26 protein-coding genes and 2 tRNA genes are annotated in these 24,707 nt (G+C 67.4%); 18 read left to right on the forward strand and 10 right to left on the reverse strand.

Annotated features, from left to right (window positions below):
• The first annotated feature begins 85 nt into the window (after positions 1-85).
• Complete coding sequence (locus tag WFH00_RS08595) at positions 86-1,447, forward strand: nucleobase:cation symporter-2 family protein (protein ID WP_336660402.1); 1,362 nt, start codon at positions 86-88, stop codon at positions 1,445-1,447.
• A gap of 174 nt (positions 1,448-1,621) precedes the next feature.
• Here the strand turns inward: WFH00_RS08595 and WFH00_RS08600 are convergent, their stop codons facing one another.
• On the reverse strand, positions 1,622-1,795 hold the full coding sequence (locus tag WFH00_RS08600) for a hypothetical protein (protein WP_336660404.1): 174 nt from the start codon (positions 1,793-1,795) through the stop codon (positions 1,622-1,624).
• A gap of 67 nt (positions 1,796-1,862) precedes the next feature.
• A complete protein-coding gene (locus WFH00_RS08605; RefSeq protein WP_336660407.1) occupies positions 1,863-2,348 on the reverse strand; it encodes a hypothetical protein in 486 nt (161 codons plus the stop codon).
• Positions 2,349-2,490: 142 nt separating this feature from the next.
• On the opposite strand from WFH00_RS08605, the gene WFH00_RS08610 reads away from it, so the two are divergent.
• Positions 2,491-2,562: transfer RNA gene (locus WFH00_RS08610), tRNA-Thr, on the forward strand.
• Between the two features lie 38 nt (positions 2,563-2,600).
• Positions 2,601-2,677 (forward strand) — tRNA-Met (locus WFH00_RS08615).
• A 59-nt stretch (positions 2,678-2,736) separates the two neighbouring features.
• Here the strand turns inward: WFH00_RS08615 and WFH00_RS08620 are convergent.
• Positions 2,737-2,934: a hypothetical protein gene (locus WFH00_RS08620; protein ID WP_336660409.1), complete on the reverse strand. Its 198-nt coding sequence runs from the start codon at positions 2,932-2,934 to the stop codon at positions 2,737-2,739.
• A 254-nt stretch (positions 2,935-3,188) separates the two neighbouring features.
• Between WFH00_RS08620 and WFH00_RS08625 the strand changes: the two genes are divergently transcribed.
• The 5 genes from WFH00_RS08625 (at position 3,189) to WFH00_RS08645 (ending at position 7,295) form a co-directional block, all read left to right on the forward strand.
• Positions 3,189-4,247: a hypothetical protein gene (locus tag WFH00_RS08625; RefSeq protein WP_336660411.1), complete on the forward strand. Its 1,059-nt coding sequence runs from the start codon at positions 3,189-3,191 to the stop codon at positions 4,245-4,247.
• Positions 4,225-4,638 carry a phage holin family protein gene (locus WFH00_RS08630; RefSeq protein ID WP_336660413.1) on the forward strand — a complete coding sequence of 138 codons (414 nt, stop codon included), beginning with the start codon at positions 4,225-4,227 and terminating at the stop codon, positions 4,636-4,638. Before WFH00_RS08625 ends, WFH00_RS08630 begins: the two co-directional genes overlap by 23 nt.
• Positions 4,635-5,219: a DUF3618 domain-containing protein gene (locus WFH00_RS08635; protein ID WP_336660414.1), complete on the forward strand. Its 585-nt coding sequence runs from the start codon at positions 4,635-4,637 to the stop codon at positions 5,217-5,219. The genes WFH00_RS08630 and WFH00_RS08635 overlap by 4 nt, the downstream gene beginning before the upstream one ends.
• A 366-nt stretch (positions 5,220-5,585) precedes the next feature.
• A complete protein-coding gene (gene nhaA, locus WFH00_RS08640) occupies positions 5,586-6,896 on the forward strand; it encodes a Na+/H+ antiporter NhaA (protein ID WP_336660665.1) in 1,311 nt (436 codons plus the stop codon).
• Positions 6,897-7,028: 132 nt separating this feature from the next.
• On the forward strand, positions 7,029-7,295 hold the full coding sequence (locus tag WFH00_RS08645; protein ID WP_336660416.1) for a hypothetical protein: 267 nt from the start codon (positions 7,029-7,031) through the stop codon (positions 7,293-7,295).
• 27 nt (positions 7,296-7,322) lie between these two features.
• Here the strand turns inward: WFH00_RS08645 and WFH00_RS08650 are convergent, their stop codons facing one another.
• Entirely contained in the window at positions 7,323-7,547 is a 225-nt protein-coding gene (locus WFH00_RS08650; RefSeq protein WP_336660418.1) for a hypothetical protein, read from the reverse strand.
• A 223-nt stretch (positions 7,548-7,770) separates the two neighbouring features.
• On the opposite strand from WFH00_RS08650, the gene WFH00_RS08655 reads away from it, so the two are divergent.
• The 3 genes from WFH00_RS08655 to WFH00_RS08665 all read left to right on the forward strand — a co-directional run bounded on the left by WFH00_RS08655 (position 7,771) and on the right by WFH00_RS08665 (position 11,008).
• Complete coding sequence (locus WFH00_RS08655; protein ID WP_336660419.1) at positions 7,771-9,159, forward strand: aldehyde dehydrogenase family protein; 1,389 nt, start codon at positions 7,771-7,773, stop codon at positions 9,157-9,159.
• Between the two features lie 97 nt (positions 9,160-9,256).
• Positions 9,257-10,540, forward strand: coding sequence for a ferrochelatase (locus WFH00_RS08660; protein ID WP_336660420.1), 1,284 nt, complete (start codon positions 9,257-9,259; stop codon positions 10,538-10,540).
• A gap of 147 nt (positions 10,541-10,687) precedes the next feature.
• Complete coding sequence (locus tag WFH00_RS08665; RefSeq protein WP_442918830.1) at positions 10,688-11,008, forward strand: DUF7882 family protein; 321 nt, start codon at positions 10,688-10,690, stop codon at positions 11,006-11,008.
• A 140-nt stretch (positions 11,009-11,148) separates the two neighbouring features.
• Here the strand turns inward: WFH00_RS08665 and WFH00_RS08670 are convergent, their stop codons facing one another.
• The 3 genes from WFH00_RS08670 to WFH00_RS08680 all read right to left on the reverse strand — a co-directional run bounded on the left by WFH00_RS08670 (position 11,149) and on the right by WFH00_RS08680 (position 12,464).
• Positions 11,149-11,667 (reverse strand): MarR family winged helix-turn-helix transcriptional regulator, encoded by a 519-nt coding sequence (locus tag WFH00_RS08670; protein ID WP_336660422.1) that lies wholly within the window; start codon positions 11,665-11,667, stop codon positions 11,149-11,151.
• Between the two features lie 79 nt (positions 11,668-11,746).
• Entirely contained in the window at positions 11,747-12,211 is a 465-nt protein-coding gene (locus tag WFH00_RS08675; RefSeq protein WP_336660423.1) for a BLUF domain-containing protein, read from the reverse strand.
• Position 12,212: 1 nt separating this feature from the next.
• Positions 12,213-12,464: a hypothetical protein gene (locus tag WFH00_RS08680; RefSeq protein ID WP_336660424.1), complete on the reverse strand. Its 252-nt coding sequence runs from the start codon at positions 12,462-12,464 to the stop codon at positions 12,213-12,215.
• A 232-nt stretch (positions 12,465-12,696) separates the two neighbouring features.
• Between WFH00_RS08680 and WFH00_RS08685 the strand changes: the two genes are divergently transcribed.
• The 5 genes from WFH00_RS08685 to WFH00_RS08705 all read left to right on the forward strand — a co-directional run bounded on the left by WFH00_RS08685 (position 12,697) and on the right by WFH00_RS08705 (position 18,472).
• A complete protein-coding gene (locus WFH00_RS08685) occupies positions 12,697-13,419 on the forward strand; it encodes an esterase/lipase family protein (RefSeq protein WP_336660425.1) in 723 nt (240 codons plus the stop codon).
• A 165-nt stretch (positions 13,420-13,584) separates the two neighbouring features.
• Positions 13,585-15,240: an SDR family oxidoreductase gene (locus tag WFH00_RS08690; protein WP_336660426.1), complete on the forward strand. Its 1,656-nt coding sequence runs from the start codon at positions 13,585-13,587 to the stop codon at positions 15,238-15,240.
• A gap of 93 nt (positions 15,241-15,333) precedes the next feature.
• Positions 15,334-16,956 (forward strand): MFS transporter, encoded by a 1,623-nt coding sequence (locus tag WFH00_RS08695; RefSeq protein ID WP_336660428.1) that lies wholly within the window; start codon positions 15,334-15,336, stop codon positions 16,954-16,956.
• Positions 16,957-16,966: 10 nt separating this feature from the next.
• Complete coding sequence (locus WFH00_RS08700) at positions 16,967-17,266, forward strand: biopolymer transporter Tol (protein WP_336660430.1); 300 nt, start codon at positions 16,967-16,969, stop codon at positions 17,264-17,266.
• Between the two features lie 72 nt (positions 17,267-17,338).
• The gene (locus tag WFH00_RS08705; protein WP_336660432.1) at positions 17,339-18,472 is read left to right on the forward strand and encodes an FUSC family protein; all 1,134 of its coding nucleotides are present in this window, start codon (positions 17,339-17,341) and stop codon (positions 18,470-18,472) included.
• A gap of 284 nt (positions 18,473-18,756) precedes the next feature.
• Here WFH00_RS08705 and WFH00_RS08710 read toward each other — a convergent pair whose 3' ends face one another.
• Both WFH00_RS08710 and WFH00_RS08715 read right to left on the reverse strand, forming a co-directional pair.
• Positions 18,757-19,983 (reverse strand): serine hydrolase domain-containing protein, encoded by a 1,227-nt coding sequence (locus WFH00_RS08710; RefSeq protein ID WP_336660434.1) that lies wholly within the window; start codon positions 19,981-19,983, stop codon positions 18,757-18,759.
• Positions 19,980-21,410: a purine-cytosine permease family protein gene (locus WFH00_RS08715; RefSeq protein ID WP_336660435.1), complete on the reverse strand. Its 1,431-nt coding sequence runs from the start codon at positions 21,408-21,410 to the stop codon at positions 19,980-19,982. Before WFH00_RS08715 ends, WFH00_RS08710 begins: the two co-directional genes overlap by 4 nt.
• A gap of 113 nt (positions 21,411-21,523) precedes the next feature.
• On the opposite strand from WFH00_RS08715, the gene WFH00_RS08720 reads away from it, so the two are divergent.
• Positions 21,524-22,159: a TetR/AcrR family transcriptional regulator gene (locus WFH00_RS08720; RefSeq protein WP_336660436.1), complete on the forward strand. Its 636-nt coding sequence runs from the start codon at positions 21,524-21,526 to the stop codon at positions 22,157-22,159.
• Positions 22,160-22,298: 139 nt separating this feature from the next.
• On the opposite strand, the gene WFH00_RS08725 is transcribed toward WFH00_RS08720, so the two are convergent.
• Positions 22,299-23,279, reverse strand: a complete 981-nt coding sequence (locus WFH00_RS08725; RefSeq protein ID WP_336660437.1) for an LLM class flavin-dependent oxidoreductase — start codon at positions 23,277-23,279, stop codon at positions 22,299-22,301.
• Positions 23,280-23,491: 212 nt separating this feature from the next.
• Between WFH00_RS08725 and WFH00_RS08730 the strand changes: the two genes are divergently transcribed.
• Entirely contained in the window at positions 23,492-24,679 is a 1,188-nt protein-coding gene (locus tag WFH00_RS08730; protein ID WP_336660438.1) for an SfnB family sulfur acquisition oxidoreductase, read from the forward strand.
• Positions 24,680-24,707: the final 28 nt, after the last annotated feature.

Below are 24,707 nucleotides of genomic sequence, written 5' to 3' on the forward strand. Positions count from 1 at the left end.
AACCTACCGGCAGCGGCTGGACTAGCCCCAGAAGAGTTCCGGTCTCCGCAATTTCCCGATTGGCCCGAGCGAGAAGTGAGTACCCGTGAGCAGAACCGAAGAGCGTCGATCGGTCGAAATCCGGCCTGAAGACGAGCGCGTGTCCCTGAGCAAGAACCTCGCCTACGGCATGCAGCACGTGCTGAGCATGTACGGCGGGATCATCGCCCCGCCCCTGATCATCGGCACGGCCGCGGGTCTCGGGGGAGCCGAGATCGGGGTGCTCATCGCGAGTTGCCTGTTCGTCGGCGGCATCGCCACGCTCCTGCAGACTCTGGGTCTGCCGTTCTTCGGGAGCCAGCTTCCGCTCGTGCAGGGTACGTCGTTCGCGTCGGTCGCCACGCTCGTCGCGGTCGCTGAGGGGGGCGGGATGCCCGCGGTATTCGGTGCGGTGCTCGTGGCGGCGGTCGCGGGGCTCGTGATCGCTCCGTTCTTCGCCCGCATCGTGCGCTTCTTCCCGCCTGTCGTCACGGGCGTCGTGATCACGATGATCGGCTTCTCCCTCGTGCCCGTCGCCGCGCGCTGGGCGATGGGCGGTACGCCCGCGCAGCCCGGATACGGGAGCGTCGCGAACATTGCGCTCGCCGCCGGCACGCTGGTCATTGCGCTGCTGCTGTCGCGCGTGCGCAAGTTTGGCGTCTCCCGGGTCGCGATCCTCCTCGCGCTCGTGATCGGTACCAGCGTCGCCTTCGCTCTCGGACGCGCTGATTTCTCCGGCGTCGCCAGCGGCCCGGTCTTCGCCCTGCCGCAGCCGTTCGCGTTCGGGTGGCCGACATTCGAGATCGGCGGCATCATCTCCATGTTCGTCGTCGTACTCGTGATCCTGACCGAGACGACCGCCGACATGCTCGCGGTCGGTCAGGTCACCGGATCGAAGGTCGACTCCCGGCGCATCGCGGACGGACTCCGCGCCGACATGCTCTCGAGCGTGCTCGCTCCGGTCTTCAACACCTTCACGCAGAGCGCTTTCGCGCAGAACGTCGGTCTCGTCGCGATCACCGGCGTGAAGAGCCGCTTCGTCGTGGCGACCGGCGGCGGAATCCTGGTGGTGCTCGGCCTGCTTCCGGTGCTCGGCCGGGTCGTCGCCGCGCTGCCGCCGGCCGTGCTCGGTGGCGCGGGCATTCTGCTCTTCGGCACCGTTGCTGCTTCCGGGCTTCGCACGCTGAGTCAGGTGCAGTACGAGGGCACCTCTAACGTGCTCATCGTCGCGGCGTCGCTCGCCGTGGGCGCCGTGCCCGTGGTGCAGCCCGACTTCTTCGACCAGTTCCCGGCGTGGTTCAGCACCATCTTCCACTCGGGCATCAGCGCCGCCGCGATCACCGCGGTGCTACTCAACCTGCTCTTCAACGAGACGCGCCTCTTCAGGCGCGGCGCGCGGCGCGGGCGGGGGCGGATCGCCACGGCGTAACCTCGCGCCCCGCGCCGGGCCCCACGCGAAATCGACCCCCATTCTCGACACCGGCTCCGAAAGTGCATGCCTCGGGGTTGATCTCAGGAATAGGGGTCGATCTCGCGTTGGTCGCGGTGACTGCGGCGCGGACGGCGCCGGTGGTCGCGGCGCCAGCGACCGCCGCGACCGCGGCTACTCGAGATTCGCGACCGGATCCGGATCGTCGTCGCCCGGGCGTCCCTCGCCGAACTCGGCCTCCTCGAAGTCGCGCTCGAGCGAGGTCTCGCCCTTCTCGTCGGCTTCCGGCAGATGCGACCGCCCCTGCTCCGGGCCGTCGGGGTTGGCGCTCGTGTTGTTCATCGACATGTGGTCCTCCTCCAGCGTCAGTTGCTCCAGTCTGCGCTCGGGGAGTTCACGGCCCAAGGGGGTGGTTCTAGGCGAGCGGGTGCGGTAGCGGCGCGGACGGGCCGGCGTCGTCGAGGTACTCGTCTTCCTCCGGCTTCGGATCCCGAGCATCGGCGAAGCTGAAGGCGATCGCGGCGATCAGGAGCGCGAACGCGAGGATGCCGAAGGGGTTGCAGAGCGCGAGCGACATTTCGGCGGAGAAGGAGGACCCGGCTGCCAGGCTCAGAATGGAGATGAGGTCGTCGCCCACGCGATCCGGCACCGTCAGCCCGAAGCCGATCGCGCAGAGCCACGCCAGGATCAGCGAGACGATCGTGCTCCGGCTCGTGCGCCGCCCCTTCCGCGCCGTCACCCGCAACCGCCGCGCTAACCACAGATGCAGCACGGCGAAGAGCAACCCGATCGTCGGCACGTACCACCAGGTCAGCGACCCGCCGATGCCGAACGGCCAGCGGCCCACGGCCATCCACAGCGCGAGCACCACTCCGATGATTGCGACAACGCGGCTTCCCACGCCCACTCCTTCTGCTCGATCGGCAACTGCGAAGCGGTGTCTCACGCGAGACCCGCCCGGAACCACGCTACTCGGTCCGCAGATTTCGCATTGACCGCGGGTGAGTGCTATTCTCTAACGGTTGTCATCGCACGGTGACCGCGCCCCGATAGCTCAGTGGTAGAGCACTTCCATGGTAAGGAAGGGGTCGCCAGTTCAATCCTGGCTCGGGGCTCTGACTCTGCTGGACCGCACTCGTGCGAGCCAGAGTTTGGCTGAGTAGCTCAGCTGGTTAGAGCGCACGACTCATAATCGTGAGGTCGCGGGATCGAGCCCCGCCTCAGCTACCAGAGTCACAGCAAAGCCCCCGGTCGCGGAAGCGCCGGGGGCTTTCTGGTTCTCGCCGAGCTCAGTAGTGCGCTGGCGGATCGCTGCCCGGGAACGATTCCTCGCCCCACTCGTCGGCCAGCTCATCGGCGTGATCGTGCGGCACGTCGGCCGATCCCGGTCGCTCAGCAACATCCTCGTCAGCCGTGACGCCACCCTCCGGCGCGGTATCGGCCACCGACTCCTGCACGTCCTCGCGCTGGTCCTGCTCTTCACTCATCGTGACGCTCCTCTCTCGGCTTACGCCGTGATCGTTGTCGAGCACTTCGATTTTCTCGCAGCAATCCAACTTTTTGCACGCCCTGGAATACGCAGCCGCATCAGTGCTAAAGGGCCGTGCCCGCCACAGTTATGCCCCCGGGCGCCGCGCGTCTCCCACACGAATGCCCAGAGCACAAGGCCCGTTCGCACCTGGGCTGAGTCGATTAGGAATGGATGACGCCGGTGGAAGCCGGGACAACAGGAGGAGGAAACATGTCAGACAGTAACCCATCCCTCGTGCCCGATGACTCACGCCAGCCGTCCGGTCAGGGTGTGAGTGTCGACGCGGTGAAGGAGCAGGCCTCGGGTCTCGCACACGAGTCCGCGGATGCTGCCTCGAACGTTGCGCACGTGGCGAAGGACGAAGCCGGAGCGGTCGCCCAGGAGGCGAAGCTCCAACTGCACGAACTGTACGCGCAGACGCGTGACGAACTCAGCACCGAGGCCGGCAAGCAGCAGCAGCGGCTCGCGAGCGGACTGCATCGGGTGGGTGAGGATCTCGACTCCATGGTCTCCCAGAGCGATCAGTCGGGTGTCGCCCGTGACGTGGTGCAACAGGCGTCTCAGCGGGTGTCGCGCCTCGCGGCGTGGTTCTCGGATCGCGAACCGCAGGAGGTCATGGACGAAGTCAAGTCCTTCGCGCGACGGAAGCCCGGTGTCTTCATCGGAGTTGCCGCGATCGCGGGAGTCGTCGCGGGCCGCTTGACGCGTTCCCTCGCGGAGGAGGCGAAGGATCACGCCGCAGGCGGATCCGCCGGCCCCAGCGGAGCCTCGACCTCTGTCACTGGAACGCAGCCGAGCCGTGTTGCACCGGAGCACAGCACGAGTCGAGCGGTGCCGACGTCGCTTCCAGGAGCCGGAGCAGGAACGAGCGCGGGAGCTACCGGGACCACCGGAGGTGTTGGTGCCGCAGGAACGTCTGGAGCGGGCGCGTTCCCGCCAGCCGGCGGCGAGTCGGGCTCCGGAGCGAGTAGGGTGACGCCGGTGCGCGGTGATCGCTCGTCGACAGGCCTCCACGGCGAAGCCGGAATCGCGGGCGTCGGTGTGGACGGTGCTCAGGTGCCCGCCGCTCCGGGATCCTCGGGAACGCTCGGCACGGCCGGGCCAGGCGCCACCCCCGGTCTCGCGGCTGGTGATTCGGACCTCGCGGGCGCCGCGGGAGAAGGTCGCACGCCCGGCAGCGCCGGTACTCCGGGCAGCTCGGGAACGTCCGGAACCCCGGGCGCCATCCCGGGTAAGGGGGTGACCGATGACCGATCCAACACCCTCTGAACAGCGAGCCGCGAACGAGTCTCTCGGCGATCTGCTCGGTGAGGTCACCGAGGATCTCTCGACCCTGATGCGGCAGGAGCTCGCGCTCGCGAAAGCGGAGCTGCGCGAGTCCGCGAAGACCACCGGGAAGGGCGCGGGCATGCTCGGCGGCGCCGTCTACGCCGCAAGCATGGTCATACTCTTCCTCTCGATCGCCCTGTGGGCGGGGCTCGCGAACCTGATCGGAGCCGGCTGGTCCGGCCTCGTGGTCGCAGTGATCTGGGCGATCATCGCGGCGATACTCTTCGCCGTCGGTCGCGCACAGCTGAAGAAGGTCAAGGGCGCGCCGCAGACGATGGAGACGCTCCAGGAATTCATCCCGACGTTGAAGCGAAACGAGGAAAACAAATGAGTCAATCACCAGACGAAATTCGTGCCGAGATCGAGCGGACCCGCCGTGGCCTGGGGTCCGATGTCGACGCCCTCGCCGACAAGGTGACGCCGTCGAAGATCGTCGACCGGCAGAAGAGCAAGGTGCGCCGCGCGTTCGGTTCGGTAAGCGAGCGCGTGATGGGTGCTGCGGATCACGCGAGCAGTTCGGTCTCGGGCGGGGTCTCCGGAGCGGCCTCCGACGTCTCCGAGCACGCCCACGATCTCGCGCACCAGGCCAAGGCGAAGGCCGAGGGCAACCCGCTCGCGGTCGGGCTCATCGCGTTCGGCGTCGGCCTCGTGGCCGCTTCGCTGATTCCCGTCTCCGAGAAGGAGAAGGACCTGAGCGAGGCGATCAAGCACCAGGCCGAGCCACTCGTCGACGAGGCCAAGGATGTTGCGAAGGGCTTCGCGTCGCGCCTCGAGGATCCGGCTAAAGAAGCGATGACCGCCGTGAAGGATCGCGCCACCGAGGGCGTCGAGGAGGTCAAGGGCGAGGCAAGCGATGCCACCGCGACCGTCAAGGAGCGTGCGGACGAGGCTCGCGGTGATCTGACGCAGTAGGCCAATGTTGCTGGAGCACTTCGCTCCGAAAGCGCGCAGGGCGCGGGCCGCGGTCCGCGCCCTTTCGCGTGCGCGAGAGCTATCGAGTTCGGTACGCTGGAGGTCGCTCGCGAGTTCGAGCGATGGTGTGCCGGGAAGTCTGGTCGGCGAGGTACAACAGGCGAACCGGAAGAGGACCACGTGACACACCGCGACGACACCCCCGCCAACGGCTGCGACAACGCAGCTGGCAGCGACAGCCCAGCCGATGGAGCCCGAGCAGCCAGCGCAGCCGACGCAGCTCGCGCAGCCGGCGAAGCGGGCCCGACCACGCAGGGCGCTGGCGAGACCTTCCCCGCGTACGGCAGTTTCCGCGAGTCGGGGCGCATATCAGCGCTGCTGCGAAAAGAAACCGTCGGTGGCATCTTGCTCGTCGTCGCGGCCCTCATCGCCATTCTCTGGGCGAACTCGCCCTGGTCCGGTGCCTATTTCGCGCTGCGCGATTTCGAGATCGGTTACGAGCCGTGGCACCTCCGCCTCAGCCTCGGCACGTGGGCAGCCGACGGACTGCTGGCAGTCTTCTTCTTCCTCGTGGGGCTCGAGTTGAAGCGCGAATTCGTCGCGGGCGACCTGCGGCGCGTGCGATCCGCGATCGTGCCCATCATGGCCGCAGCCGGAGGCGTGCTCGTTCCAGCGCTCGTCTACACGGTGGTCGCGAGCCGGAGCCCTGAGCTGCATCACGGCTGGGCGATCCCGACCGCGACCGACATCGCGTTCGCCGTGGCGGTCCTCGCGATCATCGGTTCGCATCTGCCTTCGGCGCTGCGCATCTTCCTGCTCACGCTCGCCGTCGTCGATGACCTCATCGCGATCACCATCATCGCGACCTTCTACAGCGACCACATTGAGGCGGTGCCCCTCATCATCTCGGTCGCGGTGATTGTGGCGTACGGCGTGATCGTGCGCCTGTTCCCCCGATTCTTCGAGCGCTACGCGTTCGCGGCGTGGGCGGTGCTGCTGCCGGTGGGCCTCGTGGCCTGGGGCTTCATGCACGCCTCGGGAATCCACGCGACGATCGCCGGAGTGCTCCTCGGGTTCGCGGTACCGGTGCTGCGGCGCGGACAGAAGGCCGCGGACTCCGCGGCCGATCCTGGTCTCGCGGAGCAATTCGAGCACCGCTTCCGGCCGCTCTCCGCGGGCATCGCCGTTCCGGTGTTCGCGTTCCTCGCCGCGGGCGTCTCGCTGGGCGGACTCGACGGGGTGCGCGACGCGCTGACGCACCCCCTCACGTACGCGATCGTGCTCGCGCTCGTGCTCGGCAAGCCGATCGGCATCCTTGCCGCCACGTTCTTCACGACGAAGGTGCTGCGGGCGAGGCTCGATCCCGAGCTGCGGTGGATCGACCTCTTCGGCGTCGGAGTGCTCGCCGGCATCGGCTTCACGGTCTCACTGCTCGTCGCCGAGCTGACCTTCGATGCGGGGACGCGAGAGCACGACATCGCGAAGGTCGCAGTACTCGCCGCGTCGGTGATGGCCGCGATTCTCGCGTCGATCATTCTCGGCTCGCGCAACCGCCGCTATCGCAGGATCGAGCAGCGCGACGCGGTGGACGCGAACGCCGATGGCGTGCCCGACGTGTTTCAGCCGGAGCTCCGGGAACGCGTGTTTTATCCGGCGCCGGGCCAGCGGAAGCGGTAGCGTCGCTCCACGCTTCTCGCTACGCGGGTGGCGGATCCCCCTCCGCGTTCGCAAGCCCCTCGTCTGCCGGTGAGCCACCTGCGTACGATGGCGGAACGCAATTCGTCCGATTCCGAGCGAGAGGATCAGCACGTGATGGAACCAGGTGCTTCAAGCGAGATTCCGGAAGCAGACGCGCATGAGCAGGGCATTCCGGTCGTAGCGGAAGCCGATGACGCGTCGGCTGTCGATACCGCCTTCGCCTCCGGTGAGGAGATCAGCGGGAGTATCGGCGACCGCATCGACGCCGACCCCGCAGATGTACTCGAACAGCTCATCGCGGTGCATGACGATGAGGATCGCGACCGCGCCGACGGCGATGAGCCGGCAACGCAGCTTCCCGAGGACGACATCGAGTGAGCGCCGCGTAACCCGCAATACGAGGAGCTACGGCGCGAGTCCCTCGGTTCCCGCGCCCGGATCCTGCTGATCGGGAAGGTTTGTCGACTCGGCCGTGTCAGGTGGCGCAGGAGCGCTCGGCGCGTCGAGTTCCTCGCCCTCCGTGTGCTCGTCGATGCGCGGCTGCTCGGGCGCGTCCTGCGGGTCGATCAGCGGATTGTTTCCCGCGGCTCCGAGATCTTCGGGGTCGGGGTTCTGCAGGTTGGTCGACATAGCGTCCTCCTCTGGTGAGCAAGTGAACTCGTGAAACTCCATGCTGCGCCCTCGATCCGTGCCCTGTGATGGGGCTGGCGCGATCCGCCGCGCACCCGTAACCGGCCCCGCCGCGCGACTCCGCATGGCAGCCAGCCGGATTCGGCGCAACCCTCCTGCGCAACGTCGGAGGCTGGCAGTAGATATAGAAGAGCCCAGAACAGACCGATGTGGAGGAGGGTGCATGCGAACCAGTGCGCAGCAGAACACGGGATCCGAGCTGCTCATCACGGACCCGAGCGACGGGTCGCAGGTGGGGCGCATCGCGCTCACCGCGGAGGAGGATATCCGACACGCGATTTTGCGCGCGCGCGAAGCATTCCCGGCCTGGCGAGCTACCCCGGCGGCGGACCGGGGGAAGGCGCTCCGGGCAACTGCGCGAGCGCTGGAGGCCCGCGCCGAGGAGATCGCGGAGCTGCAGCACCGCGAGACCGGCCGTCGGATGGACGAAGCGCTGGGCGGGGTGGCTGCGGCCGTTGATACGCTCCTCCAGTACTCGGAGCTCGCGCCGCTCCATCGCGGGCGGAGCCTGCTCGGGGCGGCGACCTCGATCGATCTCATGCGGCCTGAGCCGCGAGGCGTTGCCGCGATCGTCACCCCCTGGAACGACCCGGTTCCCGTCGCGGCCGGGTTGATCGGCGCGGCGCTCAGCACGGGGAACACGGTGGTCCACAAGCCGAGCGAGCGTTGCCCGCACCTGGGCGTGCTCCTCGGCGACATCCTCACGGAGCACTTCCCGCCGGGCGTCTTCTCGACCGTCACCGGAGCGGCGCGCGAAGGGGAGCTGCTCGTGAGCTCCCCGGAGGTGAACCTCGTCGCGCACGTCGGCTCCACGCACGCGGGGGAGCGCATCGCGCGCGCTGTCGCGCTCACCGGTGCGCACCTGGTGCGCGAGAACGGGGGCAACGACGCGCTGGTCGTCGACGCCGGAGTGCCGGTGGAGTGGGCAGCGCAGCAGGCAGCGCTCGGCGCGTTCACGAATAGCGGCCAGATCTGCACCTCCGTCGAACGGATCTACGTGCACCGGGAGGTCGCCGACGACTTCATTCGAGCGCTCTCCGCTGAAGCGGAGCGGCGCAATGCGGCGGGGGAGGTTCCGCCCCTCGTCGACGAGCGAATGCGGGACGCGGTACACGAGCAGGTGGTGCTGGCGCTCGCCGCCGGGGCGCAGGCGCGCGCGGGTGCGGTGCTGCCCGAGGGGCCGGGGGCGCGCTACCCCGCCACCGTGCTGATCGATTGCACTCCCGAAATGCAGGTGCTTACCGAAGAAACGTTCGGGCCTGTCGCGCCGATCATGGTCGTCAACAGCTTCGAGGAAGCACTCGAACACGCTGCTGCCGATGAGTACGGGCTCTCGGCATCGGTGCTTACCCCGAATCCCGAGCACGCGCACCGCGCGATCGATACGTTGGCGGTGGGCACGGTCAAGATCAATCACGTGTTCGGCGGCGCGCCGGGCGGTGCGGCGCAGCCTCGAAAGCGCAGCGGCGCCGGTTTCGGATACGGTCCGGAACTGCTCGACGAAATGACAACGACCAAGGTAGTGCACCTCGAGCCGATCCCATCGGAGTAGGCCCGCTCCCGCGGTGGTCTCAGGTCACGAGGCAACAACGAAACAATCTAAGATAGAAACTATCTGAAGCATCTGTTGCGGAAACCTGGGAGGGTGCATGCACGAGGGAGAGGCGGCGGTTTCCGCCGCCGGCGACAATACGGCGCGGGCGACGGGCGGGGCCGAGCCCGGTTACCGAAAGACTGGCAAGCGCGATACCAAGCCGGCGCCGGCCACCGGGGTGCACTTCGATTCCGGCGCCGCGGTGCCGAACGCGACCCCCGCTTCCGCTGACGGTGCGGAGCACTCGACGGTGCCCTTCCAGTACGACGCGATTCTGCTCTCCGGATTTGGCGGTCCGGAGGGGCAGGACGACGTCATCCCGTTTCTCCGGAACGTGACTCGGGGTCGCGGCATCCCGGATGAGCGCCTCGAGGAGGTAGCGCATCATTACCGCCATTTCGGCGGTGTGAGCCCGATTAATGACCACAATCGTCAGTTGCTCACGGCACTGCGAACGGCGCTGGACAGCGCGGGCATCGATCTCCCCGTCTACTGGGGCAACCGCAACTGGGCTCCGTATCTCGATGAGGCTCTTCAACAGGCGGCCGCCGACGGCGTGCGAACCATGCTCGCGATCCCGACGAGCGCGTACTCCTCGTACTCCTCGTGCCGTCAGTACCGCGAGGACTGGGCCGATGCGCTCGAGACCTCCGGGCTGCAGGAGACGCTCCGCATCGACAAGGTGCGCCAGTTCTTCTCCCACCCCGGCTTCCTGCAGCCGTTCATCGAGGGCGTGCGCGATGCGGTCGCGGCGGCGCTTAAAGCTGGGAATCAACTCGCTGATGTCGAGATCATGTTCGCAACGCACAGCATTCCGACCGCCGACGCGGCTCGCTCGGGAGCGGGACTCTTCCCGGATGTCGAGGGTGGCGGGTATGCGGCGCAGCACCTCGCGGCCGCCGAGGAGATCATTGCGCAGGCAGCCCCCGAGGTCTCCTGGCAGCTTGTGTATCAGTCACGATCGGGCCCTCCCTCGCAGCCCTGGCTCGAGCCCGACATCAATGACGCGATTGAAGAGTTGGAGGGTCGCAAGGCCGTCATCATTGTGCCCCTCGGCTTCGTCAGCGATCACATGGAAGTGATGTGGGACCTCGACGAGGAAGCGACAGAGACGGCGACTGAGCGTGGGCTCTGGGTGCACCGGGCCCCGACTCCTGGCGTGCACCCCGCATTTGTCGGCGCGCTCGTCGATCTCGTGCAGGAGCGCATCGAGGGTCGCCCGGCCGACCAGCGCGCGAACGTGACGACGATCGGGCCGTGGTTCGACGTGTGCCGTCCGGGCTGCTGCGAGAACCCGCGACTCGGCTTCAAGCCGGCGATCGCCGGGCTGCAGCCCTAGAGCGCAGCACCGGGGAGGAGCCCTGGAATGACACGCCAGGGCGCCGACACTCAGCCGTTTATGACCGCATGCGACACGCCTAGACGTTATGCAACATATTGACTATCAATTTCGGCATAAACGTGTCAAGCTGCGCTCATGGGGTACATGTTGCATGGGGAACGAGAATATCAATTCGAGGACAGAACGCTTGCCCACCTCAAGGTGGTGATGGCGCAGAAGCTCGGGAAGCACGAGGGATTCTTCCTGAGTTGGACGCAGGCGCCGGAGGAGGGGAGCGGTCGCTATTCGCTGTGGATTTCGGAGCACTCGACGCTCGCTTTCCGGTTCCATGGGGCGAAGGCTCCGGAGCTGAACCCGGAATGGTTGCACGTGCTGGCGGCGCTGTCTCACTCGGCGCGAGGGCTGACCGTCATTTCTGAAACCGAGGCTGCGAAGTACGCGAAGCGGAATCCACTGATCGCCTAAGGGGGCGAATCACTGCAGGGCGGGATCGGCCGAGCGTCTGTGGCTCCGCCGATCCCGCCGACTATTCGCGGATTTTTCGGTGATCGGCTGACGATCCGTTTGAGGTAAGCGGCGCTCTCCAACGGGAGACGTCGGGGCGCCTATCCGACGCGGTCGAGCGCGGTCGCGAGCTGACGAAGGACGTGAATGGTTGTCTCCGCGTCCTCCGCGGAAACCTCGTTCGCGACGGCGATGAGCGCCGCGTGATGCTCTTCAAAGGCCGCGTCGACCTCGTTGATCGCAACGCCGGTCGGCTTGAGATACCGCGCGCGCCGATCGGTCGGATGCGGATCCCGTGTGACCAGCGACTTCTTCACGAGGCGGTCGATCACGTTCGTGACGTTCGCGCTGGAGGTCTTCAACATCGAGATCAGGTCCTTGGGGCTGATCGGCTGCCCATTGCGGTCGGCCTGCACGATATAGCGGAGCGCGCGAAGATCCTGGCTGTGCAGCCCCGACTGATCGAGCGACCGCGCCTCTTGCCGTTGCTGCGCGGCGCGGAGCTGCTGCATCGCTGAGATGAGTTCGCGCGCCGACTCGCTGATGGGGTCAGCAGAGTACAACTGCTCCTCTGCGCTGCTGACGATGTCCTTCACGGGTCCCCTGACGAATCTGCTCACGTAACTAGCGCCTATTTTAGGACAGATTCTTAACTAAAAGGCGAGATAAACCGAAATTGAGCAATCAGGAACGCGCTACTCAGCGCCGACCCGAGCGCACCTTGAACCACAGCGCGAGTTCGCGGGCCGCGCGGGCGGTCGTCGCGGAGTCCGCATGCGAATCGAGATCCGCGTAAGTGTCGCGGAAACCAGCGGGAGGAGCTGACTGGATATCGCGCATGCGCTCGTACCCCATCGTCCAGCTCGTGAACTGGCGCTCCGCAAGTGGTTCCTCGATCAGCACGCTGACGTCGCGGTGGCGCTCGTCGGCGCGTATCGAGCGCATGAGCTCGTCGATGTGTTCGGGCGTGCCCTCGAGGAACTGCACGAACTTGCCATCGCGGAAGGTGAGCATCCCCGTGATGTCGAGCTGCTCATTGCGCTCGCGGGCCTGACGCAGCAGTTCGTCGAGCTCTGCATCGCTGAACTGCCGCGTCGCGGTGCTGGCGTACACGAGCGACTTGAGTGCTTCGTCCCGCTCCACCGAATGATGTTGTTGCTGCATTTCAGAGAGCTCCCGTCTCTTCGAGAGCGTCACTGGGCGCGTCCGAGGAGGCCTCGCGAAGGGCTTCCATGGCGGACTCGAGTTCCCCGAACTGTCCGATGCGGTTCGAGAACTGGTCGCAGACGACGTACGCTCCCGGTTCTTCGCGATCGATGAAGCCGAGGAAGTCGCCGTCGCGACTTCCCACGAAGAAGTCGTCCTCGATTCTCGCCCAGGTGATCTCACCCTGCTGAGAAGTACTGCCGCCACTCATTTACGAGCCCTTCTCCATCAACTCACACAGCGCGGGGCTCGGAGACGACGGCTTCCGGTACGATAATCACTTTTATCGTATCGGTGTATCTGCGATTTGAGCTCGTCGCACGCGGGCATCGTGGCGCGCATCCCCTTGTGACGCGCCTCGCCGCCGCGCTAGCCTCACTCGCACAGAGGGCGATGGGAGTGTTCGGGTGCATCAACGCGGGCCGGGGAAACTGAGAGGAATCGTGGCGACCCTGCCAGCTCGCGCCGGAACTCTGCTCCACCGACTGTGGTGGTGGACGCGCGATTACGCCTACGCCGTGCGTTGGCAGGCGGAAGCAACGCTGTCGCGCTCGCGGGCCGAAGAGTTCCTCCCTGGCGCGGGAAGCCCGGTCCTCATCATCCCCGGCGTCTACGAACCGTGGCGCTTCATGCTTCCCCTGGTGCGCGAGCTCCACCGGTGCGGCCATCCAGTCCACGTGCTCGATCCGCTGCGCAACAACCGGGTTCCCGTCACCGTCGGCTCCCGGCTCGTCGACGCCTACCTCGAAAGCTCTGGTCTCACCGGCGTGACGATCCTTGCGCACAGTAAAGGTGGTCTCGTAGGCAAGCACGTGATGACGTTCGGATCGCATGCCGAGCGGGTGCGCGCGATGGTCGCGGTCGCGGCCCCGTTCGGAGGGTCGCGATACGCGCGCTACCTCCCCGGTCGCACGCTCCGAGCGTTCTCGCCCGTGGACCCCACGATCCGCCTGCTCGCGGAGGCCCCGGAGGTGAACGCGCGCATCGTGTCGCTGTTCCCGGAATTCGATCCGCACATTCCCGAGGGCAGCGAGCTGCTGGGGGCGCTGAATGTGCGAGTGCGCACGGGCGGTCATTTCAGGATCCTCGCGCACCCCGAGACGATCGACGTCGTGTGTGGAGTGGCCTCGGGCCGGTATGACCTGAGCGGCTCGACGGGGGAGTAAGCGCGGGGAGTCCGTTACCGGGCGCCACGCCCATACGTGAGGTCCGCGGCGCCGCGCAACCCTTCGGTGGAATCTCTGTCGACCCGCGCGGTCCCGCGTACCCTGTGCGTGAACGGCGGCAGTACGCGGGGGCCGGTCAACGGGGCCAATCAACGGGGAGGCGATGTGGCGAATTCGACGTGGGGAAACGGCGAGCTCAGCGCCCCGACCGGTGCGGAGGGAGTGCTGCGCGCGATCCCGAAGCCAGACGGCACGAAGCCGCGCGTGCTCGTGCTCGGAGCCACCGGCTACCTCGGCGGGCGCCTGGTGCCGAGGCTCCTGAACGCTGGCTATCGCGCGCGCACGCTGTCTCGGTCGGCGCAGCGGATCCGCGCCTACCCCTGGTCCGACGACATCGAGGTCGAGGTCGGCGACGCCGGCGACGCGGACGCGGTGGAACGCGCGATGAGCGATGTCGATGTGGTCGTGTATCTCGTGCACTCGATGACGGGCGGCCAGGACTTCGCGGCGCGGGATCGCGCGATCGCCGAGAACGTCGCCGCTGCTGCGCGCGCTGCTGGCGTGCGGCGAATCGTCTACCTCGGGGGCCTGCACCCGAGCTCCGGTGAGCTGTCTCCGCACCTCGCGTCGCGCGCGGAGGTCGGGGAGGTGCTGCTGCGCTCGGGAGTCCCGACGCTCGTGCTGCAGGCGGGGGTCGTGATCGGTTCGGGATCCGCTTCGTTCGAAATGGTGCGGCACCTGACTGAGGTGCTGCCGTACATGCCAGCGCCGAAGTGGGTGCGCAACTTCATTCAGCCGATCGCGGTGCGCGATGTTCTGCACTATTTGCTAGCGGCGGTGCGGGTCGAGGGCGAGGTCAACAGGTCGTTCGACATCGGCGGCCCGGACGTGCTGCGGTACGGGCAGATGATGAACGGATACGCCGTCGAGGCCGGCCTGCCGCAGCGCCGTATCGCGTCGCTCCCGGTGTTGACGCCCAAACTCGCATCGCTGTGGGTCTCGCTCGTCACACCCGTGCCCGCGAGCATCGCGCGACCCCTCGTGGAGTCGCTGCAGTACCCCTGCATCGTGCAGAACCGCGACGTCGACAAGGTGCTGCCGCGTCCCGAGGGCGGCCTGACGCCGTACCGCGAGGCCGTGCGGTTGGCGCTCGGTCGCATCGAGCTCGACGCCATCGAGACGAGCTGGGTGGACGCGCGCGTGGCGGCCCCGAGCGAGCCGCTGCCGAGCGACCCGGACTGGGCGGGACGCACCGTGTTCACCGATGAGCGCGAACGCGAGTCGTCTGCGCTGCCCGACGCCGTGTGGTCGGTGATCACGCAGATCGGCGGGGAGACCGGCTGGTACTCGTCGCCTCGACTGTGGGCGCTGCGCGGTTGGTACGACCGCGTCACCGGCGGCGTCGGCCTTCGGCGCGGTCGGCGCTCGCGCTCCCGCCTGCTCGTGGGCGACGCCCTCGACGTGTGGCGGGTCGAGGCGATCGAGCCGGGGAAGCTACTCCGATTGCGAGCCGAGATGCGGGTGCCGGGGCTCGCGTGGCTGGAATTCTCGGTCGAGCCGGGCCCGAACGGCTCAGGCTCGCACTATCGGCAGCGCGCAGTGTTCTTTCCGCGCGGGCTCGCGGGTCGGCTCTACTGGCTCTCCCTGCTTCCCTTCCACGGTTTCATCTTCAGTGGGATGCAGAGTCGGATCCTCGAGCTCGCCGAGACGGGCGCCGCCGTGGCGGAGCCCCGTGGTCATCCGGCGGCACCCGCTGGCGGAGGCGAGAAGCACGCGCGCGGTCGAGCCGACTCCTCGTCCCAAAACACACTCACTTCATAAGTAGTACAGTTGTTGTACTAATTGGGGTACGGGGAGACGGATCGCCGCTCGCCATCGTGAACAACGTAACTGACGAGATCGGAGTCGTGAGCAATGTCCTCCTCGCAACGACCGCCAGCACCATGGCGCTCCTGGATCGATCGGATTGCGGGGCGTCGCCGCGAGCCCCGCCGCCTCACCGTCGATGACGTCACCGTGGTCGACCGGCCGATGCTTCGACGGGCCGTGGGTGGGGCCGTCGTCGGCAACATCATGGAGTGGTACGACATCGGTATCTACGGGTACCTGGCCGTCATCATCGGCCGCGTATTCCTCCCGGACGCCTCCGATGCGGCGCAGTCGCTCTTTTCGCTCGGCGTCTTCGCGGTGACGTTCATCGCTCGACCGCTCGGCGGCGTGATCCTGGGCCAGCTCGGGGACCGACTGGGGCGGCAGAAGGTGCTCGCCTTCACGCTCATCATGATGGCGTCGGCCACCTTCTTGATCGGCGTGCTGCCCGATTACTCGGTGATCGGAGCGTTCGCCCCGATCCTGCTCATCGTGCTGAAGCTCGCGCAGGGCTTCTCCACCGGTGGCGAGTACGCAGGAGCGACAACCTTCATCACGGAGTACGCGCCCGACCGCAAGCGGGGGTTCTACGCCTCGCTCCTCGACATGGGCTCATACTTCGGTTTCGCGATCGGCGCGGCGTTCGTGTCGATCCTGCAGCTCACCGTCTCGGAGACGGGTATGGAGGGCTTCGGCTGGCGCATTCCCTTCCTCGTCGCACTGCCGCTCGGCCTCATCGCGGTCTACTTCCGCCTCAAGATCGAGGACACCCCGACCTTCCAGGCTGCGCAGGATGCGGCCGAGCACGCGAGCGACGAGGCGCAGGCCGCGGCAGACGCACCGAAGGGTGTCTTCGCGCTGATCCGCGCATACTGGCGTGAGCTTCTGACCGCGTTCGTGCTTGTCGCCGCGGCCAACACCGTGAGCTACGCCCTCACCTCCTACATGCCGACGTACCTCACTCAGACTCTCGGATACGACGAGACGCACGGCACGCTCCTCACGCTCCCGGTGCTCGTGCTGATGGCGCTCTGCATCCCCCTCACTGGCCGCCTCTCCGATCGCATCGGGCGTCGAGCGGTGCTCTTCATCGGGGCGGGGAGCGCGATCGTGCTCGCGGTGCCGTCGTTCCTGTTCATGATGCACGGCGAGGTGTGGTCGACACTCGTCGGTCTCGCGCTTCTCGCGATCCCGGTGACGTTCTACGTGGCGAACCTCGCTTCCTCACTTCCCGCGCTCTTCCCGACGTCCTCGCGCTACGGCGGCATGGGCATCTCGTACAACCTCGCTGTCGCGCTCTTCGCGGGCACTGCGCCCGTCATTATGGAGTCGCTCGTGCAGGCGAGCGGATCCTCGCTCGCCCCCGCGTTCTACGTCATCGGCACGTCGGTTGCAGGGTTTATCGCGGTGGTCGTGCTGAAGGAGTCGGCGCGCAAGCCGCTCCCGGGAGCGATGCCGAGCGTGATGACCGACACGGAGGCTGTCCGGCTCGTCGAAACGCAGGACACGAACCCGCACATCATTCTCGACGAGCTCTTCCCCGAGCGAGCGGAGCAGCGAGCCGAGCAGCGGGCTCAGCAGGAGGGAGAGTCCGGGCAATCCGGGCGTACCGAGGGGTCTACGCGGCCGGCTCAGGAACCCGATCCAGGCCCCGACTCTCGCTCCTAGCGCTCACGGCATGACCGCACCCGAGCGCACCCCGGACGGCCGATTCATCATCGTGAACGGCCGCAAGTGGCGCGCGAGCGATCCCGTACTCCCCGAAGAGCTTGCGGCCGCGCTCCGGTCGGAACTCGGGAGCGCGCGATCGCGGATCGGCCACACCTCAGAAGAGCGAGAGCGTCGAGGGCTGCGAGATCGCGTGCAGCTTGCGAAGGAGGGGCTCGGCGAGCGCGGCACCGCCTGGTGGGAGATGGAGGAAGCCGAGCGCATCGCCCGCGCCGAGGACCGCCTAGAGCGGCTCCGCAAGCTGAACTGAAGCGCTAGCACTTCTGCTACCCGCGCACCAAACCCCTGGTGCACGCTGCTCGCGCGCCCCAGACTCGACGCTGTGAGCCAGACTGAGGAACGAGATGGGGAGCGAGAGCGCACCCTGACGAGAGGCACGCGCCGGGTGTGGAACCTGTTGCGGCCGATCCTCACCCGCTATCGTCTGCTCCTCGCGCTGAAGGCCGCGATCGGCGTTACCGCGGCCTGGCTCCTCGGGCGCCTGCTCCCGGCGCCGATCGAGGACTACGCGTACTACGCGCCGCTTGGGGCGCTCCTCGGTGTCGCCCCCACGGTCGTGAGCTCGATCCGAACGAGCGCGGAACTCATCTCAGGAATCGCGATCGGCCTCGTGATCGGATGGTCGCTGGTCGCGCTGGAGTGGCCGTGGTACGCGCGGGCCCCGATTGCCGCCGGGCTCGGAGTAATCATCGGGGGGATCCGCCGCCTTGGCGAGGGTCGCGTGTACGTCGCGATCGCGGGCGTGTTCGTGGTGATCCTGGGTGCTGGTGACCCCGAATCGTACGTGCTGGGCTACGTCGTGCAGTTCGGCATCGGTCTCGCGGTCGGGACCTTCGTGAACCTGGTATTCGTTCCTCCGCTCGCGTACGGGTATGCCCGGGCTCGAGTCGCTGATCTCAAGGGAGATTTCGCTGAGGCCGCCGACGGTCTCGCGTCCGTGCTGCAGGCCGAATGGCCTCCGGATCGCGCGGACTGGCTCGACGATTCGCGCCGTCGGCAGCGCTTCGTCGATGAGGCGGAGGCGATGGTGCAGGAGGCGCGGGAGAGCGGGCGAGCGAACCCGCGAGCCATGTGGCGGCGCTACGACGCGAGCGACGATGACGCCGATGTCGGGGTGCTGCGGTACATCGGATTGCGGCTCGCCGACATCTCGGATGCGCTCGGGGGCGCGATCTGGCAGGAACCCGTCGCGGTGGAGATTCCGGCCGACGCACTCGATTCGCTGAGTCGGGCGCTGTCCGCACTCGCGGAGTACATCCGCGCCTGGAATACGGGCGTTGAGCTCGACACTGCGCGCGAGGAGTATGCGGCCGCGGTCGAGGAGGTCGCGGAGCTGTTCGAGCAGAACTCTGGGCAATCGGGCTTCGGTACCATCGTGTTCGCGCTGCGTGCGGCGCTCGGACGGCTTGACGAGCGTCTGGCCGATCGGCTCGGCGCCGCAGAAGCTGAGCGCTGATCGCCGCTTCGCGCGGGCGCTCTCGCGGTGCGCGTCTCCCTCTGACGAAGGCTGACGAGCTGCAGATCGGCGACTTCGCAATAGTCTCGCGTCCCGTGCCTCGGGTCTCGTTCCTCGCGTCCCGGGCCTCGGGCCTCGCGCCTCTCGTCTCGGGCACTGGGGCACTGGGGCACTGGGGCCCTCGGACCCGAGGCCCGAGATCGAGCGAGAGCTCGATTCTTGCTGGGCCTCGGGCGCGCAGAAGTCGGGCTACGCGGGCTTTCGCGCAGCGAAAGCCCGCGCGTCTAGCTGCCGGGTGCCGATAGAGTGCGCGAGATGTCGAGCAGCAGCTCGTTCTGCTCCCTGTGCGAGGCGTTCTCATCTGGCAGCGGCCAGGATGAGAGCTTCACGATCACCGAGTCGGATGCGGGATCGAGCCACAGGTTCTGCCCGTGGATGCCGATCGCGCTCACATTGCCGCGCTCGTTCCCCGTGCACCACCACTGCCGGGTGTAGCTGCCGTTCGGGAACTGGCCGATCCACCCTGCGTACTGCATGGCGTCACGGCTCCCACCCGCCAAGATCGCTGCGACCCATTCAGGCGGGGCGATCCTGCCCCCGGGCGCTTCGCCGTCGCGCAGCATCGCCTGGCCGATACGCGCCAGATCCCGCGCGGTGCACGAGACGCCGGCGTTCGCGTAACCAAACCCCGTGCGGTCGATCGTGATCGTCGCATCGTGATCAGCGCCGAGCCTCGACCACAGGTGCTCCGAGAGCGCGTCGACATAGCGCAGCCCGCTCACGCGCTCGATGATCCATGCGAGCACGTCAGTGTTCGCGGAGCAGTACTGGAAGCGCCCGGTCGCACCGCTTCCCCGGAGCGTCGGAAGGAACGCGTAATCGTTTGCGGGGTCTCCCGGCAGCGGTGTGCGCCATCCCGAGGAGCGATCGTGCGTCTGCACTTCCGAGGTCGGGTCGACGTAGTTCTCGGAGTACTCGACCTCGATCTCCATGTTGAGCAGCTGCTGCACGGTCGGGCCGTCGTAGGCGCTCCCGCTGAGCTCGGGCAGGTACGTCACCACTTGGGCGGTGGGGTCGATCCGCCCCTCACCGACCAGGGTGCCGGCGACGAGACCGCAGAGCGACTTCGAGACGCTCATGAGTAGATGCCGGTCGGTCGCTCGCACTCCGGCTCGGCGGTATTCGGCGACCACGTGATCCTGCTGCACGACCAGGAAAGCGTCGGTGTACGTCGCTTCAAGTCGTGCCTCGAGGTCGGGGATCCGCTCTGCGAGGGCACCGAGATTCGTCGTAGCCCGATGCGGGCTCAGCTCCCGCGAGATGGTCGCCGTCGCCACGATCTCGCTCAGATGGGTAAAGGCCCATCGGTTGACGGGTGGATCCTGCCAGTCGTCGAGCGCGGGAAGTCGCCCCGGCAGCGGGCGCCATGAGGCGGTCTGCGACGGAGCCCTCGTCGGGGACGCAACCGCTGCTTGCGGATCGGAAAAGGGATCGAGCGCGGGATCGTTCACGAAGCGACGCTGCGTCGGGTGATGCGGAAGCCGATGACGTACCAGATCGCGCTCACGAGCATGCCTGCGGGCGCGGAGAGGTCGAGGTGACCGACGCTCACGGCGAGCGGTCCGGTCCACAGGTCGGTCGAGATGAAGAGCGCCGAGGCGATCCCGCCCGCGACTGCGGCCGTGAGGCCCGTCCACCCGTAGCCGGCGTGGTACCAGAACGGAGCTCCGGGGCGCTCGTCGAAGAGCTCGATCCCGTCGTAGCGGTTCCGACGCAAGATGATGTCGGCAGCGTAGACCGCCATCGTCGGAGCCGAAATGATGAGGAGGAATTGCAGCATGAGATTGACCGCGCCGAGGAGGCTCGTCGACAGCACCAGCACCATGGTGAAGATAGTGCCGAGCACGCCGATGACCACGGCTGAGGGCACGCGCTTGATCGGGATGCCGATCGACTGCAGCGCCATGCTCGCGGTGTAAGTCGTCATGCCGTTCAGCGCGACGGTGTTCACGATAACCGCGAGCACGAAGAGGGGCCCGAGCCACACGGGAAGCATGTCGAGCAGCACGTACTCGATGCCGAGCGAGACGTCGTCGGCCGACACCGCGCTGCCCAGGAGCGCGCCCACACCGACGAACAGAATGCTCGGAATCGCGCCACCCAGCGAAGTCGCGAGGATGATGCTGCTCGGCTTCGTGGAGCGGGGGAGGTACCGCGCGAGGTCCGCGCTGTTCGAGTAGGAGAGGGGCGTCGAGGCGAGGATCGCGAAGCCGATCGTAATGCTCGACCAGAGCGGGAGACCAGAGAGCGGCTCGGGCTGCGTGAAGCCCCAGTCGAGCGAGGGGCCGACGAACAGCGTCACGAGGATGAAGACGATCGCGAGCGCGATGGTGATGTAGCCGTAGGCGCGGATGATCATGCCGTGCCCGTAGACCGCGACGAGCACGGTGATCGCGGAGACGACGATGGAGACGATCACCAGGGCGGCGGTGTGGTTCGGGAAGCCCCACCGCACCATGAGCTCGGCGCCCATGAAGGAGGACGCGACCCAGTTGAGGGCGAGGAAGACGCCGGAGATGAACCAACCGAAAAACGCGATCACGATCCTATTTCCACGGATACCGTAGATAGCGCGCTGAATGACCGAGCCTGAAGTACCGGCGGCCGGGCCGCTCACCGCGATGATGCCCGGAAAGATCCAGAGGAGTTGGGAGGCAACGATGACGAGCAGCGCCTGCCAGATCTCGAGGCCGAGAAGCAGGGTGAGCGTCGCGCCCACCGTGAAGTTCAGGACGCTGACGTTCGGCGCCGCCCAGACGGAGAAGAGGTCGCGTGCGCGGCCATGGCGCTCCTCGTCACCGACGAGGTCGATGCCGCGGGTTTCGACCCGTGTGGCTTCAAGCGGCGGCGCTTCCCCTCCGCGGAGTGATTTCGACATTGAAATTCCTTTCGATCGGCGACGAACTCAGTGCCGATGTGCCCAGTATCTGCGCTATTGACTTCGTAGTCAATAGCTTATTGTTTGAGCATACAACAAGACGGAGGATGACCATGGTTGCGCAGAAGCGCGAGCGGAAATTACCGGCCGAGCGGCGAGAAGAGATTCTCGCGCAGGCCGCGCGGATCGCGCTCTCGGAGGGTCTCGAGCGGGTGACGCTCCGCTCGGTCGCAGAGCCGCTCGGGGTGCGGCCGAGCCTGATCAATCACTACTTTCCGTCGGTCGATGCGCTGATCGTGAGTGCGTTCGACTCGGCGATGACGCGTGAGCGGGCCCGGCTCTTCGCCGGCGACGGGGCCCCGCTCGACCGGCTCGCATCATTCATTGCTCGCGTCGAAAATGCCGACGGGGTCGCCCTGACGCGCTTGTGGCTCAACGCCCGCAACTTCGCGCGTTTCAACACGCAGCTCGCGCTCTCGCTCGCGTATCAGGAAAGCCTCGACCGGCAGCTCCTCGTGGACCTGCTGAACAGCGGGGTCGAGGCGGGGGAGTTCGCCTGCGCCGATACGCTCGCGGCCTGCATCCGCATCTTCGTTGCAATTGACGGGGTGGGCGTGTACATCAACAACCCGTCCGACTTCTCGCACCCGGTGTTCACCAATTACATCAGTGACGTGACCGCGTGGGCCGTCGAGACCGACGCGGTGGAGCTGCGGGAGCGCGTCGCACGCGCGGCTGCGACGTACTGACCGCGATCCGCCGTCCCGCGCCCGCGCCTCTCGCCGAGACCGCGCCCTCGCAGCGAGATCGACTGCCGTGCGCGGGATTTCGGGGTCGACCTGGTGAATGGGAGTCGATCTCGGCGCAGAAAAAGCCGCGCGGCGGCGGCTACGCCTGCGCGGTGAGCCGCACGGACTCGAGCTGCTCGGCGCGCGTGGGCGCCGCGTGCACCGTGACCAGCTCGTCGACGTCCGCGAATTTCGCGAACGCCTCGAGCTCCTCGCGCACCCGCGTCGGCCCGCCGATCGCGGTGTACTGCATCATTCCGCGGATCTCGCGGCCGGCCGGGGTGTCGACGAGCTGCGACGCCTCGTCGAAGTTGAGCTCTTCCTCGCGCCCCCGCGACAGGAACTGGCGGACGCGGTTAACCTCGGTCCGCGCGAACAGCGCCTCCGCCTCGGCGTCGGTGTCGGCGGCCGCGACATTGACGCCCGCGCTCGCGTAGGGCTCGGGGTGCGCCTCGCTCGGCACGTAGTGGCTGCGGTAGTGCTGGATCGCCGACTTCAGTGCCTGCGGTGCGAAGTGCGAGGCGAAGGAGTAGGGCAGGCCGTACTGCGCGGCGAGGCTCGCCCCGAAGAGGCTCGAGCCGAGGATCGTAATCGGCACGCGCGTGCCGCGCCCCGGGTACGCGTTGACAGCCTTCCGCGGCAGCTCGTCGGAGAGGTACTTCTGCAGCTCGGCGACATCGGCCGGGAAGTTGTCGGCGGCCTCATAAGTGCGGCGCAGCGCGCGGAACGTCGCGCCGTCGGTGCCGGGCGCGCGCCCGAGGCCGAGGTGGATCCGGCCGGGGTGCAGCTCCGCGAGGGTGCCGAACTGCTCCGCGATGACGAGCGGCGAGTGGTTCGGCAGCATGACGCCGCCCGAGCCGAGGCCGATGGTCTGCGTGTGGGCCGCGATGTGCGCAATGAGCACCGAAGTTGCGCTCGACGCGATCGAGGGCATGTTGTGATGCTCGGCGTACCAGATGCGGGTGTACCCGCCGGTCTCCGCGAGCTGCGCCATCTCCACGGAGTGATGGAACGCGTCAGCTATGGTGCCGTTCGCTTCGACGGTGGCCAGGTCCAGGATCGAGAGCGGGGTGGCAGTCATGCGGAGTGCAACCTCCCCCGATCCCGCGCTATTCCCGGGGCCAGAGAGCGCGGCCGGCCAGACACAGTGCGTAACAAACACCGCTGCGACCAGAGCGCCTGGCCGCTCCAAACCTAGAGTGGGGACGACCGCGCCCCCGCCCCCGCATCCACGGGACCGCACACCTGAACCGACCGCACACCTGAACCGCTCGCAGACCCCGAAAGAGAGTAATGATGACGTCACCCGCCCACGTGATCCGCACGGACGAGGAGGCCATCCAGCAGGCCGTGGAGTTCAGGGACTCGGTGCTCGAACGCGCGGCCGCGATCGACGCGGAGCGCGTCATTCCGCAGGACATCGTCGATGAGTTCTCGCAGCGCGGACTCTGGGCGATTACGATTCCGCAGAGCCACGGTGGCGCTGAGGTGTCGACGGAGACCCTCGCTGAGGTCATCGCCATCGTCGCGGAGGCCGATGGATCGCTCGCGCAGATTCCGCAAAACCACTTCTGTCTCGTAGAGGACATCCGCCTCAGCGGCACCCCCGCGCAGCACGACTTCTTCTTCGGCCTCGTGCTCGAGGGCAAGCGCTTCGCGAACGCGTTCAGCGAGCTCGGCGGCAAGAACGTGGGCGATCTGCAGACGAAGCTCGTGCACGACGGCGACGAGGTCGTGGTCAACGGCCGCAAGTTCTACTCGACTGGCTCGAAGTACGCGCACTGGATCCCCGTGCTCGCCGTCGATGAGGACGGCCGCGAGCTGCTCGTCTTCGCCGAGCGCGACGCTTCGGGGCTGACCGTCGTCGACGACTGGTCGAGTTTCGGGCAGCGCGCCACGTCGAGCGGGTCGGTCGTGCTCGAAGACCTGCGACTTCCCGCCGATCGCGTGTTCCCGATGTACCGCGAGTACGACGAGCCGACCATCGCCGGCCCGCTCGCGCAGATCACGACGGCCGCCATCGATCTCGGGATCGCGCGCGGCGCGTTCCGCGAAACGCTCGAGGCGACCCGGGCGGCGCGACCCTGGATTGACTCCGGCGTCGATTCGGCGACGAAGGATCCGCTCACCCTGAACATCATCGGGCGACTCGACATCGACATCCGCGCGGCCGAGGCCCTCACCCGCGAGTCGGCTCACGCGATCGACGCGGCGAAGCCCGCGCCCGACGAGCAGAACGTCGCGGCGGCCTCCATCTCGGTCGCCCGCGCGAAGGTGCTCACCACCGAGGTCTCGCTCGAGGCGTCATCGCGTCTGCTCGAGCTGGGCGGGGCACGGTCGACGCTCGGCGCGAAGGGGCTCGACCGCTTCTGGCGCAACGCGCGAGTGCACACGCTGCACGATCCCGTGCGCTGGAAGCCCTACGCGATCGGCGATTACGCGCTGAACGGCACGCTGCCCGCGCGCCACTCCTGGATCTGACCGGACGGCCCGATCCACACACCGACGG

The organism is Leucobacter sp. USHLN153 (genome assembly GCF_037145615.1).
GTDB lineage: Bacteria > Actinomycetota > Actinomycetes > Actinomycetales > Microbacteriaceae > Leucobacter.